Genomic DNA, 16,515 nt, shown 5'->3' with positions numbered 1-16,515 from the left:
TCAGTTGGAATAAGGTGAGGCGTACGGACTGACCGGCAAGCTCATGGGGCCGCTGATGTCCTCGAACAGGTAACGCAAAGACAGGGCGCCGCTGAATTGTTGGTAGTCGTGGGCGTTGTCCAGGCCCAGATTGGCGCCCAGCAGGAAGTTCGAAGCGACCTTGTATTCAGCCGCTGCGGCGACGCTGTAGCCGATCCCGGTTTTGTTTTGCCCGGCGTAACGCAGGCCCGAGGCCGCCTGCAGGGCTTTGTCGGTCGGGAAATAGTCGACACTGTCTTGCTCGAAATGCTGCACGCCGACCGTGCCCTTGACTTGATACGTCAAGCGCCCGGTGCGTTGTGCCCAGGTCACTGGTACGCCCAGGGCGAAGAACGTCTGCGGACTGAAATAGCCGCCGTGGCCATAGGTGAAATAGTCCTGATTGTTCGCGTAGCTGATGCCGGTCATGCTCAGGCCGACGGTCAGCTTGCTGTCCGTTGCATTTTGCAGGTACCAGTAGATGCCGCTGCCCAGTTCACTGCGGCTGTTGGATTTGACATGGTTGCCCAATAGCTGGTGCCAGGAGGCGTAGCCATAGGCGCCGACTTCGCTGTCGTCATAGCTCAACTGGCCGCGCCCGCCGTTGGCGGTCACACCGCCCCAGGACTGCCCGCTGCGTTTGTCCGTGGTGCCGGCAAACGAGGTGACGCTGTCAGTCACCGGACGCCGGGAAACGCTCACCCCGTAGCGGACATTAGAAGAGTCGCTTATGGGGCGATCAACGCTGATGCCGCCCGTGGCGGTGGAGTATTTGAAGCCGAGCGGGGTGGTGCCGAGATCGGCCTTGAGCCCATCCGCGGGCCGTTGAATAGCGACGGAAAGACCGACACCCTCGGCTTTTTGCGAGCCAGCGCCTTCGCTCTGCGCACCGCTACCGAAGCGCTGCAGTGCTTCGCCGCTGGCACTGCCGGCGTTCAGCGAGACCGGCGTCACGCGCAGGGCGACACGGCTTTCATCCAGCGGGATATTGATTTCCAGCGGCGTTTCAATATCGGTCAGCTTGCTCAACCCCGACTCACTGTTGTTGCTGCGAATGCTCACGCCCTGGGTGACGTAGGCACTGCGCTCCTGAAGGATTTTATTCAGCGCCAGTTGCGCGGGGCTGATGTCTTCACTCACCAGTGCTGCGCGCGGCAGCTGCGACTCGAATGGATTGCTCGCCTGCTGGGGCCTTGGCAGGGCGTCGATGCCAAAAGGGGAGGTAGACCTCACGCTGCCCGGCATTTCCTGAGCCGGTGGCGGGATCGCTGCCAGCAAGGCGTCGCGACTGACCTCGCTACGTGGCCCCGACACCCCCGCAAAAGGGTTGGGTGCCACCGTCGACCCGGCCAGTTGGCCGCTCTGGTTTCTGCGTTTCTCGCTCTGTTCGATGGCCACTGCCTTGCGCAGCAGATCGGCCACCATGCCGGTCTTGCCCATGTTCTGGTAGAGGCGGGCGGCCTCGGTCAGCGTTTGAGGGTTGCCGGATTCGGTCTTGAGCAGCTGTTGCAGTACCTGTTCGGCAAAGCCTGTGTCATGTGCCAACACTGCCGCGTCGGCGGCACCCAACAGCAGTTGTGGGTCGTTTGGCTGACGTTGTAACAGCGGCTTGTAGAGTTCGAGGGCTTTTGTCGTGTCGCCGTTGGCCGAATACATTCGCGCCAGCGCCGCGACGGCGGCGCTGTCACCGGGACGTTGCGCCAGCGCGGGCGCCAGCGTGTCATACGCGCTGGCCAGATTGCCTTGTTCGCGTAGATGGTCAGCCTGGCGGATGCGATAGAGATGGAGCAGGTCGTCGAAACGCTTGCGAGTCGGTGCGTTCAAGGGCTTGTTCTGAAGGTCGCGCAGAATCTCGTTGACCTGGGCGTCTTCCCCGGACTCAAGCAGGACCGAGGCGTATTGCAGGATGAAGTCCGCCGAGGGCGCAGCGGTGTGTTGCAACTGGCCGCGCATGAGGGCCAGCGCTCGGGTCGGCTCGCCGATCTCGACATAGGCCGAGGCCAGGCTCGCCGTGCGATCTGGACTGTTGTTGGCCACCGGCTGAGTACGATCGAGCAAGGTCAGGGCTTCCTGGCGCTGTCCGCGCTTGCCCAACCCGATCGCCTGGCTGAGTTGCAGGTTGAGGCTGACATCAGCGGCCAGTGCTTCCATGTCCGGGGTGCGCTGGTCGGGGCGCAAGCGTCCCAAGGTTGCCTGGGCGGCTTTCCACTCACCCATCTGGACCGACAGCAAGGCGCTGACGTAAAGCGCATCGGCATTGTCGGGGTGGGCCTGGAGCATGGTGTTGATCAGGTCCCGAGCCTTTTGCGGTTCGCCCATCGCCAGGTTCAGGCGGGCCAGGGCGAAACGTGTCCAGACGTTGTCCGGCTCAACGCGCAGCGCGTCTTGCAAGGCGTTGCGCGCAGCGGGCAGGTCGTTGCGTTGTTCGGCGAGGGCGGCCAGTTGTGTCGCGCGCAAGGCTTGCAGGCGTGCGGACTGGCCGGTCTTTGCCTGTCCGGTGGCTGGCAGGCTGTTGATCAGTTGCAGGGCTTCATCGTTCTTGCCGCTCTTGAGCAGCACATTGACCAACCCTTCCTGTGCTCGAGGGTCGTCGCGGCGCAGATTCAAAATTTGCCGATAGTTGCGCTGAGCCTCATCGAACTGGCCCGCGCTGGCCTGAATATCCGCCAGGGCGAGGAGAGCATCCGCCCCGTTTGGATTCTGCCGCAGCGCCTGGTTCACCAAGGCCTGTGCCTGGGCTGTCTGGCCTTTGGCCTGGGCATCGCGGGCCTGCTGCAACGCAGACCAGTAGCGCACTTCGTTCAGCGCCACTTGCCAGCGGCTGCCGTTGTGTTGTCGCGTGGCCTGCCCCAGGAGCTTTTCCGCTTCGGCCAGTCGCTGTTGCTGCTGGCGAATAACTCCAAGGCCGCCCAGCGCGTCAGCGTCATCGGGCTGGGTTTTCAAGCGTGCTTGAAACGCCTGTTCGGCGGTGGCCTGGTCGCCTGCTTTGAGCGCCTTCAGGCCGCGCGCGACTTCGGCGGGCGGTTGCCATTCCTTGCTGGCCGTCGTTGCCGGCTGTTGCTTGCCCTTGTTCATCTGCGCGCGGATTTCCACGTCATCCGGATGCGTCTTGAGGTACGCCTCGAACAACGGTACTTGTGCCGGATTGGGCGGACCGATCCAGGTCAGTGCCAGGCGCCAGCTTTCGTCGGCATCACCGGCAATGTCGGTACGCTGGGTCAGCGCGGCCAGTGCACGAATGCCCTCGGCACGGCTGTCTTCACGACGGACCAGATGCTTGGCGTAAAACAGCGCGACGATCGAGTCGTTGGGCATCTCACGTTGCAGGCGCTGGAATCCGCTGCGTGCTTCAGCCCAGTCAGCCTGATTGAAGGCAAGGTTGTTGTAATACTCGCGGCCGATCGTACCTTGAGGTGGGCGGCCATCGAACAGCGAGCGAAACACGGCGGTCGCCTTGTCACGCTCACCGGCATCGACGAGGCGCCGAGCCTCCTCCAGGCGCTGCTGGTTCTGCGGTTGGGCCACGCCGATGTCCTGCGCCAATTGCAGGGCCTGTCGAGGCGTTGGCTGGATGGCTTGCAAGCGGGCGAGGTATTGCTGCGCCTGTTGTGGCTTGCCCTGTTGCACGCCGATCAAGCCCAGGCCATAGAGTGCGTCAACCTCGACCGGGTCCAGCAGCAGGACTTTCTGCCAGACTTCCGCAGCGCGTTGAGGGTTGTTGTGCGACTGCCAGTAATGCCCTTGCTCGACGAGTAACGTCTGTGGCGTCGGACTTTGAGCGTGTGCAGCAGCCGTCCATGCGCTCATGACGGCGATGGCTAGCGTGCGGTGGTGCGCGTGCATGCGGTCTCCCAGGAGAGTTTCAGCGTTCCGTCTTCCCGGAATCGGTAATGTTTATCTGCCCAGCCGAGCGCGAACAGGCTAAGCATGAAGTTGTAGTAACGCGGCGGACTGGCGTCGGTATCAGGCCTGGCCAGCGCCTCTTGCAAGGCGAGCTCCACGCGCTGTCGTTGTTGATCGGCCAACCGGGGATGCCCCTTGGCCTCAAGGTAGGGAATCAGTGCAGCCCAGAATCCGAACGGGCTCTGACCCTGGACACTGCCGTGGAGAATTCGGACTGTTTCCGGGGGGGAGCCCGTCGCGACAGTGCTGCGGGCCATGCCGTCCAGCCGTTTGAGCAGGAGCGCTGCCAGCGGTTCGGAGGTGTCACTCATGCCCAGCCAGAGGTACGCGCGAATGGCATCGTAGCTGCCCGTGTCGCCGTTGATCGGGTCGCTGACGAAGACACCCGATTGCGCTGAAGTGCCTTGATAACCGACCCAGTCAGCGACAAAACCGTGGTGGCTTGATTGGGCAATCATCGTCGCGGTGTTGTTGGCAATCGCTTGCCAGGGGCCGTTGGGAGCTTCCTTGGCCAGCCGCCGTAATAGTGGCAGTGGCAGGTAGCTGGGGTTCAGGCGCCAGAGAGCATCCGGCAGGACGAAGCCCTGTGGTCCAGGCAATACCATCGGACCCAGCCCGGGCAGCGTGACGACCAATTGCACTTCAATCGTCGCCATCAGGTGCAGGGCATCCTGGCGATAGTCCGGCCGATGCCACAGGCGTGCGGCTTCGAGCAGGGCGTAGGCGATCCACAGGTCGGCGTCGGCAGCCGAGTTGGCGTCCTGCAGGCGCCACTGACCGTCCGTGCCTTGCCCCCATAACCAGCCTGGCAGGCGAGTGGCGGTGGCGGAGCCTGCGAGGTTGGCTGATGTCCAGCGCCAGAGTTTGTCAAAGCGTGCCTGATCGTTGCCGATCAGTGCGAAGAGCATGCCGTAGGATTGCCCTTCAGAAGTGCTGTGATTGTTCTCCAGGCTCGATTCCAGAACCCGGCCGTCGGCCTGGACGAAGCGCGTTGCATAGGTTTGCCACAGTGGCCAGGCCGGCAACTCACAGGGAGTTGTGGCGGCTATCGCAGGCACCGGCAGGGCGAGCGCAAGCACAACGCTCAACCTGCGCACGTTACCGCGCAGGCACTGGCGAAGTGAAACCGCCCGGCTGCTCATGGACGACATAGGCATGCGCAGCTCATTGGCCAAGACGACGTTTGGCCCGTAAGCGCAGGGCCAGGTAAGTCATCGAAGCAAGCAGCAGGACCCCGAGGAGCGTGAACAGCATGAGCGCCATTATGTTTTGCGAGAGGTACCACTGCAGATAGCGCAATGGCCCCAGGCTCCCGACGTAGTAGTCCTGTTCGGCGACCAGCGATTTGACATGCTTGCCCTTGACCACCACCAGACTGCCTTGCAACTCGTGGGCGTTTTCTTCGCTGCTGAGCAGGGCGTTGGTCACGTCGGCCAGGCCGTTGGGCCTTGCGCTGGCGATAAACACCACACTGCGCCCACTCTTGAGCGGCGATTCGAATCCAGTCAGATAAGCACTGCCGTCGTCAGCGCTGAACCTGAAGCTGCTGCGCGCTTCACGCAGATTGGTTTTCGTATCCGGGCTGATCCAGTTACGCAGACGCAAGGGCAGGTCAGACAGTTCAAAGTACTGCGCAGCAGCTTCGTCCTTGGCCGGAAGCAGGTTTTGCCATTGCTCCAGCAGCGGCTGATTGTTGCCCGAGGCGAGCACCAGCAGATCTCGGTCGCGTTGCTCGGCCACCTGGTCGGCGTGGACCACCTTGACGCCGGTGGCCGGATAACCGGTGGAGTCGCCGAAGCGGCCCAGCACGGTCAGATAGGCGCTCAGATCGGCCGGGCCTGGTTCGTTGGGCAGGATCACCGATGTTTCAGAAAGGTCGGCCATGCGGGTGAACGGGAAGCCGCTGTCCTTGAATACCCCGAGGTTGGGCATGGCCATGAAGTGTTCGTATTGGCTGAGGTCCAGGGTCGAGTCCGGGTCGATCACACCGCGCATGTTGTCGATGATGATGTCGCGGCAGTCGCCCTGTTTGATGTAGTCATACATAAAGCGAAATTGCAGGCGTGATTGCAGCGCTACGGAATTGAGCGGCAACAGCATGCGCGACGTGCGGGCCAGGCTGTCGTCGGTTTTGAGCATCGCCAGCAGGCTGTCGCTGCTGCCGAGTTTCTCGATCGAAGGCAGATCGATCGACTTGATGAAGGTATCGTTGAAGTGGACCAGCAACGAGGAATTGGTGGAGACCGGCTGCGGCGTATAGCGGTATTTCAGGTCAAGTTGTGCGCCGGGTTCACGCCAGTTGAACAGGTCGGGTGGCAAGCGCAGCGCAACCGTCATTTGTCCCGGGTTGTAACCCGATACATTGAGTTCTGCGGGCTTCGCCAGTTCACCCAGGCGAACCGGGCGGTCGGAGGGCAGCCAGTTAGGCGCGTCGTACGGTCGGCGTGGCTTGAGCGAGTCGATCCGGTCGATCACCACGCTCTGCCCGGAAAAAGCCGAGCCACCGAGGGCCAGCGCGGTCGCGGCGACTTTGAGATCGGCGCCATCGCGCCCGGAGACGATCAACAGTTTGCCCTGAGCATCATTCGGGTTGCTCACGAGTGTCAATGTCGGCCCCGTGGCCGCTTTGATCGGCAAGCCACTCAAGGCCGTCGATTCGCCACTGCTGACAAACACCACGGCGTTGCCTTTGGCCGGCAGGCTGGTGAGGCTGGCGGGGAAGGTTGCGCCGCGGTAGCTGGCCAGGGCGCCAAACCAGGACGACAGGATACCGGCGGCCTCAAGCTCAGGGCCGCCCGGGCGCGCAGTGAACACGAAGGGCAGCTTCAGGGGCGAAGCATCTCGACGATCGAACAAGGGCAGAGGCAGAGCGGACAGGTCGTTGGGCTGTTTAATCGAGGACACCTGGAGGCTCAGCTGGCTCTCGTTGCCGATCTTGGCCCACAGGCTGGAGTGCAGAGGGTCTTCACATTGCATCGTGTAGTGACCGATGAACTGCAGGCTGAGCCGGTTGAATTCGGTGATGGTCTGCGGCGGAATCTGCACGGTCCGGGTCTGCAATTTACCGGCCTCTTCCTTCGGGAGGGGCAGGCTGGCGGCCACTTGATCGTTGATCAGCACGTTGATTTGCGAAAGGTCGGCCAGCAGCGCCGGTGAATAGCTGTACTGCAGCGTGACCTGCGCAGCCGTGACGACTTCATCGGCGCGCACATTGAAGTTCACACTGTCGGTAGCCTCCACGCCTTTAAGGTTCATCGAATAGCTTTTGCCGAGCTCCTTGAGGGTGCGGGTATAGCTGTTGCTCGGGGCATCGGTCCCGGGCAACGATGCGACCGGCATCACCGCCGGCTCTGTGGCGCTGATGGGGGTGGCAGCACTCAACGCCCAGTCGCTCCAGCCCACTAGTGAGCAGGCGAGCAGCATGAGTGAGCGACGAGGAGGAAAGGTCCTGCGAGTGGAAGGCTTCAAGATCGTTGCGTGTCCGCGGTGGGGTCGATGGGTGATGGAGTGGCCGGGCGTTTGCGCAGCAGCGCCTGGCTGTCCTTTAGGGTGGCAACGAACAAGCGCAGGATGGCGCGCAAGCCAATGCTGCTGACCTCGCGCAACGCTGACATTGGCGCGTCGAGGCGGCCGTTGCCCCACGTGTTGGCCCAGGTGTCGGCCCGTGAAAAGGTCAGTCGCACCAGCTCACTTTGCTGGCGCAGGGTCAAACCCTCGAATTTCACGCCTGCCACGTTGTCGTTGCTGAAGATCGTTGTTGCGGGAAAGAGGCTTGAGGGAGGTGTGCGCAGAATGCACAGCCGCAGCTTCTCTTTGGCGCTGAGCTGAACTTGCGGTGGCAGTGCCAGACCCACGCCGTTTTGTGAGAAGTCCCGGGTTATGCAATCGAACGATGTGCCGTCTTCGCGATAGACGCGCACGGGCAGATCCGCGGGCACCCTGGGCTCGTTGCGCACCTGAGAGGACTCAGTGGCCACCGCCACGGCGGTGCTGACGATGATGATGTTGTACACGGTCCAGATCAGGTTGATCAGCAGGGTAGTGACCTCGGCCGAATCACTCCCGACCAGTTTCACCACGCCGATCGCCAGACCGATCATGTTCAAGGTCAACAGGACGATGTAAGGCCGCGCGAGCTTCCAGTTGAAATAGTCCTTTTCGACGGTGCCGCCCTTGTCGGTTACGTTGAATTTGCCCAGCGAAGGGCTGATTAGAGCCAGCAGGACCGGTCGCATGATGTGCCAGGCCAACACCGACTCATACACTTCGTTCCAGAAGGAATGGCGGAAGCGCCCCTGGATGCTGGAGTTGGTCAGGCTGGAATGGAAAATATGCGGCAGTACATAGACCGTGACCATCAACGCCGAGGCATGGAAAATCTGCGCGTCGAAAAACAGGTAGGCCAATGGTGCGGTCAAGAACACCAGGCGGGGCAGGCTGTAGAAAAAGTGCATCATGGCATTGAGGTAGCAGATGCGCTGCCCCAGGTTCAGCCCTTTGCCAAACAAGGGATTGTCGGTCCGAAAAATCTGCACCATGCCCCGTGCCCAGCGTATGCGCTGGCTGATGTGTCGGGAAAGGCTTTCGGTGGCCAGTCCCGCCGCTTGTGGAATGGCGAGGTAAGCGGTGTTGAAACCACGGCGATTGAGCTTGAGTGCCGTGTGCGCATCTTCGGTCACGGTCTCGGTGGCGATGCCGCCGACTTCCAGCAAGTGAGTCCGCCGGATGACCGCGCAGGAGCCACAGAAGAATGCCGCGTTCCACAAGTCGTTGCCGTCCTGCACCAGGCCGTAGAACAGCTCACCTTCATTGGGTACCGAGCGAAAGGTATCGAGGTTTTTTTCGAACGGATCGGGTGAGTAGAAAAAATGCGGCGTTTGCAGCAACGCCAGGTTCGGGTCCTTTAAAAACCAGCCCATGGTGATTTGCAGGAAGGAGCGGGTGGGCACGTGGTCGGCGTCGAATATGGCAATGAACTCGCCATCGGTGACTTTGAGTGCCTCGTTGAGGTTGCCGGCCTTGGCATGTTGATTGTTGTCGCGGGTGATGTAGTTGACACCAATCTGCTGACAGAAAGCCTTGAATTCCTCCCGGCGTCCGTCATCGAGCACGTGCACCCGCAGTTTGCCCTCGGGCCAGTCAATGGCCTGAGCCGCGAGTACCACCAGTTTGACGATACCCAATGCTTCGTTATAGGTGGGAATGAACACATCCACCGTCGGCCATTCAGCGGGTGGCTGTTGCAGAAACTGCGGCTTACGTTGCAACGGCCAGGCGGTCTGTATATAGCCGAAGACCAGGACGAGCAAGGCATACAGTTCTGCCAGCACCAGCCCGTAGCCAAATACGGCATCCTGCCAGTTGTCGAAGTCCAGAGTGTCGGACAGGCGCCAGTACATGTAACGCAACGAAGCGATCAGCGAGAGGGTGATCAGGGTCAGGATCGCCAGACGCCCGGTTTGCTTGCGGATGATCAGGCTGGCGGCAAAACAGACGGAGGCAAACACGGCTTGGGAATACAGATTCTGCGGTGCAGTGAGGATACCCAGCACCAACAATGCTGCAATCAGCCCGCCTGAAATTTTCAGGCCCAGGCGCCAACGCAGGGGCCATTGACTGAAGCGATCCTGGAAAGAATCCAGTAGCTTCTGCAACCACCAGGTCTTTGCAGGTAGCTGATTCAGCTGGACGGTCATAGCGTGCCCTGCTGGCTGGAAGCATCCGTGAAAAGCAGGGCATGGACCGCGCCTGATAGCGACAGAATGTCCTGACAGCCAATGCTCTCAGGCGCGTGCTGCAACAGGTCCCGACCATAGGCCAGCGACTCGTTGAACTGGTGATCGAGGCGAATCGTCCCGATCAGGTTAGCGCCGAGCCGTCGCCGAAACAGCACGCCCATGTCCCTGCTGAACGCACGGGAGTCATCCCATTGGTTGAGCACATACCGCTGCTGCTGTGCGCGTCGCGGGCTGGTTTCCAGCCACTGGGTCATGGTGTCCAGTGCCAGGTAGGAGGCCGCGTCGGCCACCGTCATCACCAGCACCAGATCGGCAGCGTCGAGTGCCTGTTGCGAATAGACGGTCGCACCCGAAGGCGTATCCAGGATCACGGTATCGTTTTCGCTGAGGTGCATTGACGCCAGGTGCTGGCTCAACCAGTCAGCATCTTCAAGCAGCATCTGCCTGAGCAATCGGCGATCGTTCAGCTCGCCAGTGCCGAAGGGCAGGCACTCACTGTCGCTAAAGCCCGGCAGGCGATGAGCGCCCCAGTCGGCGTCCTGCTCTTTGAGTTGGATCAGCCCGGGAGCCGGCCTGGTGATACCCAAGTGGCTGGACAGCGCGTTCTGAGGGTCCAGATCAATCGCGATGACTCGCCCGCCAGGGTGCCGAAGTGTTTTCGCGAGGCCAGCGGCGATGGTGCTTTTACCCACCCCGCCATTCGCTGAAACGATGGCAATGACCTTCGCCTTGGTCCGCTTGCGAATCGTTTCTGGCAGACCGTCCCGACGAACCTGGTTGAGTTCACGCAACAGGTCGCTCAATCGCTGACGGTCATCCGCAGCAGCACTCGCAGGTGGCTCAGTCAGGGGAGGGGACTTGGGCGAAGGCAGCGGGAGGAAAACATTCTTCACAGGCTCGATCGGCGCGCCAGTCAATAAAGAAGACTGTGGCTCGTCCAGTTGAAACACAGGAGACGTTGGCGTTGTGGGAGACAAGGCCGCCGACTCTGGTTCTGGCTCAGCCATTGCAGATGTAATCGGGTCGTCTTTGAAATCTTTATAGTTTGGTTGTATTTCCTGGTAAGTTTCCGCATTGGCACCAAAACGTGTAAAGAGTTTCGTAATATCGTCTACATATTTCATGCGTTGTACCAGGAATGAAATAACTCAGAAACTCAGCATTCCATTAACTTAACAAAGTTTATGCGTAGTCTTGGCGTTGGCAGAGTGCCAGTAATCTAGGAGGTCTGCGTTTGCGTGTCAATGAATGTTATAAAAAGTCAGCGAGGCTCGTTAGTGTTAGTCTGAATCTTGTTGAAGTGTTATGTTTGTGTGTGGGCAGTGTGAGTGTCGATCGCGTTCGATAGTTAGAGACTGGGTTATGTAATAAATAAGTTGGCTGATGTGTTTGAAGCACGGTGCTAAAAAAATGCTCCGTATCGAAAGATACGGAGCATTTTTTCATTTGCCGAGCACGAAGGTTGACCGGTTGAAAAATACAGGTCTCAGGCGTTGTGGCATATTGTGCTTAGAACAGCAAACCCATCAAGGATGCTTTGACCGCTGCTTCGGCTTTGTTTGATGCTTGAAGTTTACGCATGGAATTGACTAAATGAAATTTCACGGTCCGAATATCAATATTTAGAATAATGCTGATTTCAACATAAGTTTTTCCAATGGCCGTCCATTTTAAGGTTTCTTTTTCTCGAGCGGTCAGTGGTTTATACATTTCGGGTATGTTTTTTTCGGAAAAGAAACGCGTCATGGATTCATGCGCTAACTGAGTCAGCCAAATTAGCTTGGTCTCTTTACTCTCCAGTTCTGTCGGTGAAATATATTCGCTGGAGCGGGAAACAGAGAGTAAGCCGATACTGTTGAATCCGCGCTGCGATGAAAGGCACCATCCATGATTTAGGTTGTAATGCCGCGCTTCTTCCCAGAATTTCAGACTTTGACTTTGCTGCTCCGCTGACCAGCGCAAGGGAATGGACCGTGTTAACCCATGTTTGACAGTGGGGTCTTGGGAAAAATAATGTTCGGCTACATATTTTTCTTCCCAGGGGGTAGGGTAATTTGAAAGTAGAAAATATTGCGGGGATGTTAACGATAAGGGGATTTTTAGTCCGTAGGAGCAGAATTCGAATCCCAGGTTGGAAGTTATTTTAACCAGTTCATTGAATAATTCATTTTCAGAAGTGCAGCCAGAAACTAACTCAATGAAGTCTTCGCGCCATTCTTTCACCAATACTACCTTCCGTGGTCAGCGCCCCCAGTGAGAAGGGCGGGGGGCTATTATACAGAATTGGAGCGTGCCAGGGAGGTAGCCCTGGAGTGTATCAATATTTGCTGAATACAGCGGCAATACCACGTCCGGTAAGGTCCGTAGCACAGATAAATCTCCCGCAAGGACGCAGTAGCTCTCTGTATTTTTTAGTACGTCAGTGCTAGAAAGTCGATATTTCTAAGTGCCTGGATTTTTACCCTCGCCACAGGGAGGGCGCAACTTTCAACTCAGTCAGATAAAAATTGTCAATTGTTTAACCGTTGATGTTGCATCATTGTTGGATGCGGTTTTAATTAACCTGCCCATTTGGGCAGCTACTAATACAGCTCTCGATTTGTTGTACTGGCCGGATAACATTTGCCGAGAGGTTGTCATGCTAACTGTTATAACAGGGACTGTTAATGATCTTTTGCCTGGGATGGCATGTGCGCTCGCTAAATATAGGTATCAGGTATTCGTTAAAGAGTTAGGCTGGCCTCTACGTTGTGAGGAGGGGGTTGAGTTAGATGATTTCGATCGCCCTGATACGGTATATGTTTTGGCCTGTGATCATAATCACGAGATATTTGGTTGCGCTCGGTTAATTCCTACTAATCGTCCATACCTGCTGGGGGATGTATTCCCTCACTTAATGGGAGGGAACCCTCCGCCGTTCTCTGCGGGTATATGGGAGCTCTCCCGGTTCGCTATTAGCCACCCGAAAGGCCAGGTATTGAGTGCTGAACAGGCCTGGAAAAATACGGTGAAATTGGTGAGGGAAGTGATTGACGTCGCACGCTCAAAAGGCGCGTTTCGATTGATCGCGTTCAGTGCTGTAGGCAATGAGCGTTTGCTAAAACGGATGGGCGTCAATACATGCAGGATTTCGCCGCCGCGGCTGATAGACAACAAAAGTATCGTTCCCTTCTGGATCGAAATCGACGACAAAACCACTAGCGCTTTGCGTCTGGCCGCCTAAAAACTTTACAGCGAATGATAGTCGAGAATGCCGATGAGTAGAGTCATAGGTTTGGCGGCATGCGATTGGTATGCCCTGAAGTGCTTGGACGAACGTATTTCGGTGGTGGGCCGCACTCAGGAACAGCTTGAGCAGCGAGTGACAGCGGCCTGCGAGCACTCCGCAACTGAGCATAATGTACCGATAGCCTGGAAGGACGAGAGTGGCGAGATAGTCGCTTTTTGCATCGTGCATTTCGACAAGCAGAGCAAGGTCAACGGGCTTGGCAGTGCGTACTTTTCAACGCTGATAGTAGTGCCGGTGGCGAGTGTCCTCCAGCAGCTGATGCGCTGTGCAATTGAGTATATAAACAGTACTCGGTTGCTGCCTCGGCGGGTGTCTGACTTGGTAGGCCCTATCCACAGTTCATTCTTGATTGAGCGAGGGCTGCGCACATTTGAGTCCGATTTCAATGTGTTTTCGTTGCCATCAAATACGATTGAGTTGACTGACGCCTTGGTGCAGGCAGGATTCCGAAAGGAAAAAGACCTGGTTGAAATTGTCTTTCAACCGCCCGCTCAAGGGTATCAACAGCATGCCTTGGAAGAAAAGCTCACTCAGCGATTGACGGGTATTGAGTTCCATCACTACGGGCAAGACGAATTGGTTGCCAGAAGCCAATTGTTAGCAGACTGTTATAATCAATCTTGGGAGCGAAATTGGGGTTACAGCCCTGCGTCAAAAGAACAGTTTGAAATAGCCTCGCGTAATATTAAAAACATATCGGCGTTGGTTGCCGAGCATGACGATAAAATTGTCGGCTTTACTATGTTTGCACCCGCCATGAATGAGCAGGGGTTGTACGGCCGCGCTTTTTTTACTGGCGTCGCTCCTGAGTATCAACGTAAAGGATTGTCGATAGCGCTCACTTTAAAGTTGACCGCCATCGCGCTGAGCAAGGTCGGTCGTAGCAGAATTAGCGTGTCTTGGATGCTGGAAGATAATGTCATGGTTCTTCGAACTATGCGTCATCTCACCCGGGACGGTATTTGTCACGAAAGAGCCTATCGCATTTATAGATATACTGCGCCGGTAGAATGAGAGTCTTATGCGTATTGATGATGTTGCATTAAAGTCGAAAGAGCTGGGTTATTACACATATTTTCCTCAAGTACGTTCTGCCTGCGGTCGGGATATGACGCTCGCGGATGGTCGGAAAATGTTGAACTTTGCATCGTGCGACTATTTGGGGCTTTCAAATCACGAACGCATGAAGGAGTCGGCTATTGCCGCCATCCTGCAGTACGGTTCGAACATCGGCGGCCCGATGATTTTCAGTGGCTTCACCGAATACCATGAGCGCCTGCAAAATAGCTTTAGCGATTTGTATGCAGGGCGAACATCGCTGATGTTTACCACCTCTTATCAGGCGAATTTTGGTGTTATCCCGTTGGCAGCTGAGCATGCTGATCTGATTCTGTTGGATAAATTGTCACATGTGTCGATCTGGGACGGTGTGAAATTGTCGGGCCGTCCATTCAGGGCCTACAGTCATGCCAACGTCGAAATGCTGGAGCAATTAGTCCGACTGAATCAAGACAAGAGAATTTTGATCATTACCGATGGGGTTTTCTCGGCAGACGGTGATGTCGCTGATCTCGGCAAGATCGCTCGGTTGAAACAGATCCATCCGAGCCTCGAAATCTACATCGATGACGCTCATGGTGTCGGTATGTTGGGCGGTTCAGGCCAAGGGGCCTGTGAATCGGCTGGAGTGGTCTCAGAGATCGATTACATAGTTGGTACCATGAGCAAAGCTTTTGGCTCATCCGGTGGGTTCGTTGTATTCAAGGATGAGGCGTTCGCTGAAAGAGTCCGGTTCCGCTGCCCTACCTATAATGCTTCACGGTCGGTTTCACCGGGTGTCGCCTCGGCCTCATGCACCGCGCTAGAGATCAACGCTACGGAAGGGGCTGCGCGTCGGCTTCAACTTGCTGAGCTCACCCGCTACGCACATAAGCAAATTGACTCACTGGGTGTCGATAAGCTCTATTCGAAGACTGCCGTGATCCCAGTGGTATTCAAAGACCCGATGGAAGCCGCCCGGGTCAATGCCGAGTTGGTCGGCAAAGGGATCATGGGCTCACTGTTCGTACCGCCCTTTGTGCCGAATCATCAATCCAGGATCAGGTTATGCCTGACGTACAACCACACGATTGCCGATGTGGATCACTGTATTGATGCATTGCGAAAGATTATTTAAACAGCTCGTATTTATCCAGTAGTCGTAACGGTGCGGTGCAGGCCCGCCTACTATTTAAGACGTCGATGAAGTGGTAATGAAATGGTCCAGGTGGGTGCGGCTCTGTTAGGGATTGTTCTTTTCTATTTTATGCTATGCAAGGGTTTGGGGCTTTTAGTCCTGAATAAAGGAGTGCGGGTTAACTATACGAGAAAGGTTGGGCATTTTGCGATGTTCTTGCTGCCCAGCCTTTTCTTTGTGTTATTCAACATTCAAAGTACCCATGAGCGATTACTGTTGTCTGTGGTGTCCACGGCTATTTTATTCTTGGGCATGTGCGGGTGGGCGCGTCGTCGTTATCTGACTGCACAGCATATGTTTGCGAGTATTGATCGTCCGGAAGACTCGCCGCATACACTTTCCTGGTTGGTAAGCCAAACCGTGGCGGGCTTGCTGGTATTGTGGGTGACGCAATATGTCTGGTTGGCAGTCGGTGTTCCGATTGAGTTGATTTACATCACCATTTTAGCCACCACCTTTGGTGATGGCTTGGCAGAACCTGTCGGTATCCGATTTGGAAAACACGAGTATGTTGCCAAAGGATTTTTTGTTGACAAGAAATTCAAAAGAACCCTGGAAGGGTCTGCAACCGTATTCGTGATGTCGATGTTGTTTTGTGTGTTGTTCAAGGATTATTTTGAATGGCATCAGTTTGTACTGCTGTGTGCTGTTTATCCTCTTGCCCTTACCTTGACGGAGGCAAAGTCCCCTCATACGTGGGATACACCGTTTCTGTTTATTGTCGGTAATGCGATTGTAACGGGAGTCTATCTGCTGTGATTTATTTAATACGTCACGCCTCACCGTTGGTCAATTACGGGCGTTGCAATGCCGCCTCGGCGAAAGTGCTTCTGGCAGAATATAACCAGACCTCAAATATCGATGAGGATGAAGTTACAGGCTTCTTGACGCGTCCGGATTTGTCGCAGCCACTTTTGGCGTCCGAGGCCACCGTCATTTCCTCGCCGGTCAACAGAGCTTATGCAACGGCGTGCAAATTATTCAAAGTTTCGCGTATTCAACAAGATAGTCGATTACAGGAGTACGACCTGCGGGTAAGCGCCATTCCTTTCCTGAGATTGGGGTTAAGGCAATGGTTCGCTCTGCACAGAGTTCTGTGGTTGCTGGGGATTTCGTTGGGAGCTGTCTCCCGAAAAGCAGAACACCTTCGGGCTGTAAGTGTCGCCGGTGAGCTTTACAAATCCAGCGCCGGGAAAGGGAAGACGATGATTGTCGTATCCCACGGTATGTTTCTCAGAACCGTCAGGAAAACACTGCAAAAACAGGGCATGCAGGCTCACACGGTTTATCGCTCAGGGTGTTTCACGGTTGAATCTTTAACACCATGAAAG

At 56.6% G+C, this 16,515-nt stretch carries 11 protein-coding genes; 5 read left to right on the top strand and 6 right to left on the bottom strand.

The window, feature by feature from the left end:
- The 6 genes from AC07V0_RS02335 to AC07V0_RS02310 all read right to left on the bottom strand — a co-directional run bounded on the left by AC07V0_RS02335 (position 1) and on the right by AC07V0_RS02310 (position 11,882).
- Positions 1-3,861 (bottom strand): cellulose biosynthesis protein BcsC, encoded by a 3,861-nt coding sequence (locus AC07V0_RS02335; RefSeq protein WP_495019350.1) that lies wholly within the window; start codon positions 3,859-3,861, stop codon positions 1-3.
- Positions 3,837-5,078, bottom strand: coding sequence for a cellulose synthase complex periplasmic endoglucanase BcsZ (gene bcsZ, locus AC07V0_RS02330; protein ID WP_086945681.1), 1,242 nt, complete (start codon positions 5,076-5,078; stop codon positions 3,837-3,839). The genes AC07V0_RS02335 and bcsZ overlap by 25 nt, the downstream gene beginning before the upstream one ends.
- 7 nt (positions 5,079-5,085) lie before the next feature.
- Positions 5,086-7,389 (bottom strand): cellulose biosynthesis cyclic di-GMP-binding regulatory protein BcsB, encoded by a 2,304-nt coding sequence (gene bcsB, locus AC07V0_RS02325; protein ID WP_256580704.1) that lies wholly within the window; start codon positions 7,387-7,389, stop codon positions 5,086-5,088.
- Positions 7,386-9,617 carry a UDP-forming cellulose synthase catalytic subunit gene (gene bcsA, locus AC07V0_RS02320; protein ID WP_018927940.1) on the bottom strand — a complete coding sequence of 744 codons (2,232 nt, stop codon included), beginning with the start codon at positions 9,615-9,617 and terminating at the stop codon, positions 7,386-7,388. The genes bcsB and bcsA overlap by 4 nt, the downstream gene beginning before the upstream one ends.
- Positions 9,614-10,783, bottom strand: coding sequence for a cellulose biosynthesis protein BcsQ (bcsQ, locus tag AC07V0_RS02315; protein WP_086945679.1), 1,170 nt, complete (start codon positions 10,781-10,783; stop codon positions 9,614-9,616). The genes bcsA and bcsQ overlap by 4 nt, the downstream gene beginning before the upstream one ends.
- 385 nt (positions 10,784-11,168) lie before the next feature.
- Positions 11,169-11,882: a LuxR family transcriptional regulator gene (locus AC07V0_RS02310; protein ID WP_495019349.1), complete on the bottom strand. Its 714-nt coding sequence runs from the start codon at positions 11,880-11,882 to the stop codon at positions 11,169-11,171.
- A gap of 223 nt (positions 11,883-12,105) precedes the next feature.
- On the opposite strand from AC07V0_RS02310, the gene AC07V0_RS02305 reads away from it, so the two are divergent.
- The 5 genes from AC07V0_RS02305 to AC07V0_RS02285 all read left to right on the top strand — a co-directional run bounded on the left by AC07V0_RS02305 (position 12,106) and on the right by AC07V0_RS02285 (position 16,512).
- The gene (locus tag AC07V0_RS02305) at positions 12,106-12,882 is read left to right on the top strand and encodes an acyl-homoserine-lactone synthase (RefSeq protein WP_173861140.1); all 777 of its coding nucleotides are present in this window, start codon (positions 12,106-12,108) and stop codon (positions 12,880-12,882) included.
- Positions 12,883-12,915: 33 nt separating this feature from the next.
- Positions 12,916-13,962: a GNAT family N-acetyltransferase gene (locus AC07V0_RS02300; RefSeq protein ID WP_158245719.1), complete on the top strand. Its 1,047-nt coding sequence runs from the start codon at positions 12,916-12,918 to the stop codon at positions 13,960-13,962.
- Between the two features lie 7 nt (positions 13,963-13,969).
- Positions 13,970-15,124 carry an aminotransferase class I/II-fold pyridoxal phosphate-dependent enzyme gene (locus tag AC07V0_RS02295; protein ID WP_086945675.1) on the top strand — a complete coding sequence of 385 codons (1,155 nt, stop codon included), beginning with the start codon at positions 13,970-13,972 and terminating at the stop codon, positions 15,122-15,124.
- A 90-nt stretch (positions 15,125-15,214) separates the two neighbouring features.
- Positions 15,215-15,943 carry a diacylglycerol/polyprenol kinase family protein gene (locus tag AC07V0_RS02290; RefSeq protein WP_207247653.1) on the top strand — a complete coding sequence of 243 codons (729 nt, stop codon included), beginning with the start codon at positions 15,215-15,217 and terminating at the stop codon, positions 15,941-15,943.
- A complete protein-coding gene (locus AC07V0_RS02285; protein WP_086945673.1) occupies positions 15,940-16,512 on the top strand; it encodes a histidine phosphatase family protein in 573 nt (190 codons plus the stop codon). Before AC07V0_RS02290 ends, AC07V0_RS02285 begins: the two co-directional genes overlap by 4 nt.
- The last annotated feature ends 3 nt before the right edge of the window (positions 16,513-16,515 follow it).

The sequence above is a fragment of the Pseudomonas sp. GW821-FHT01E10 genome (assembly GCF_059422365.1).
This window is presented reverse-complemented; position numbering and strand designations above follow the sequence as displayed.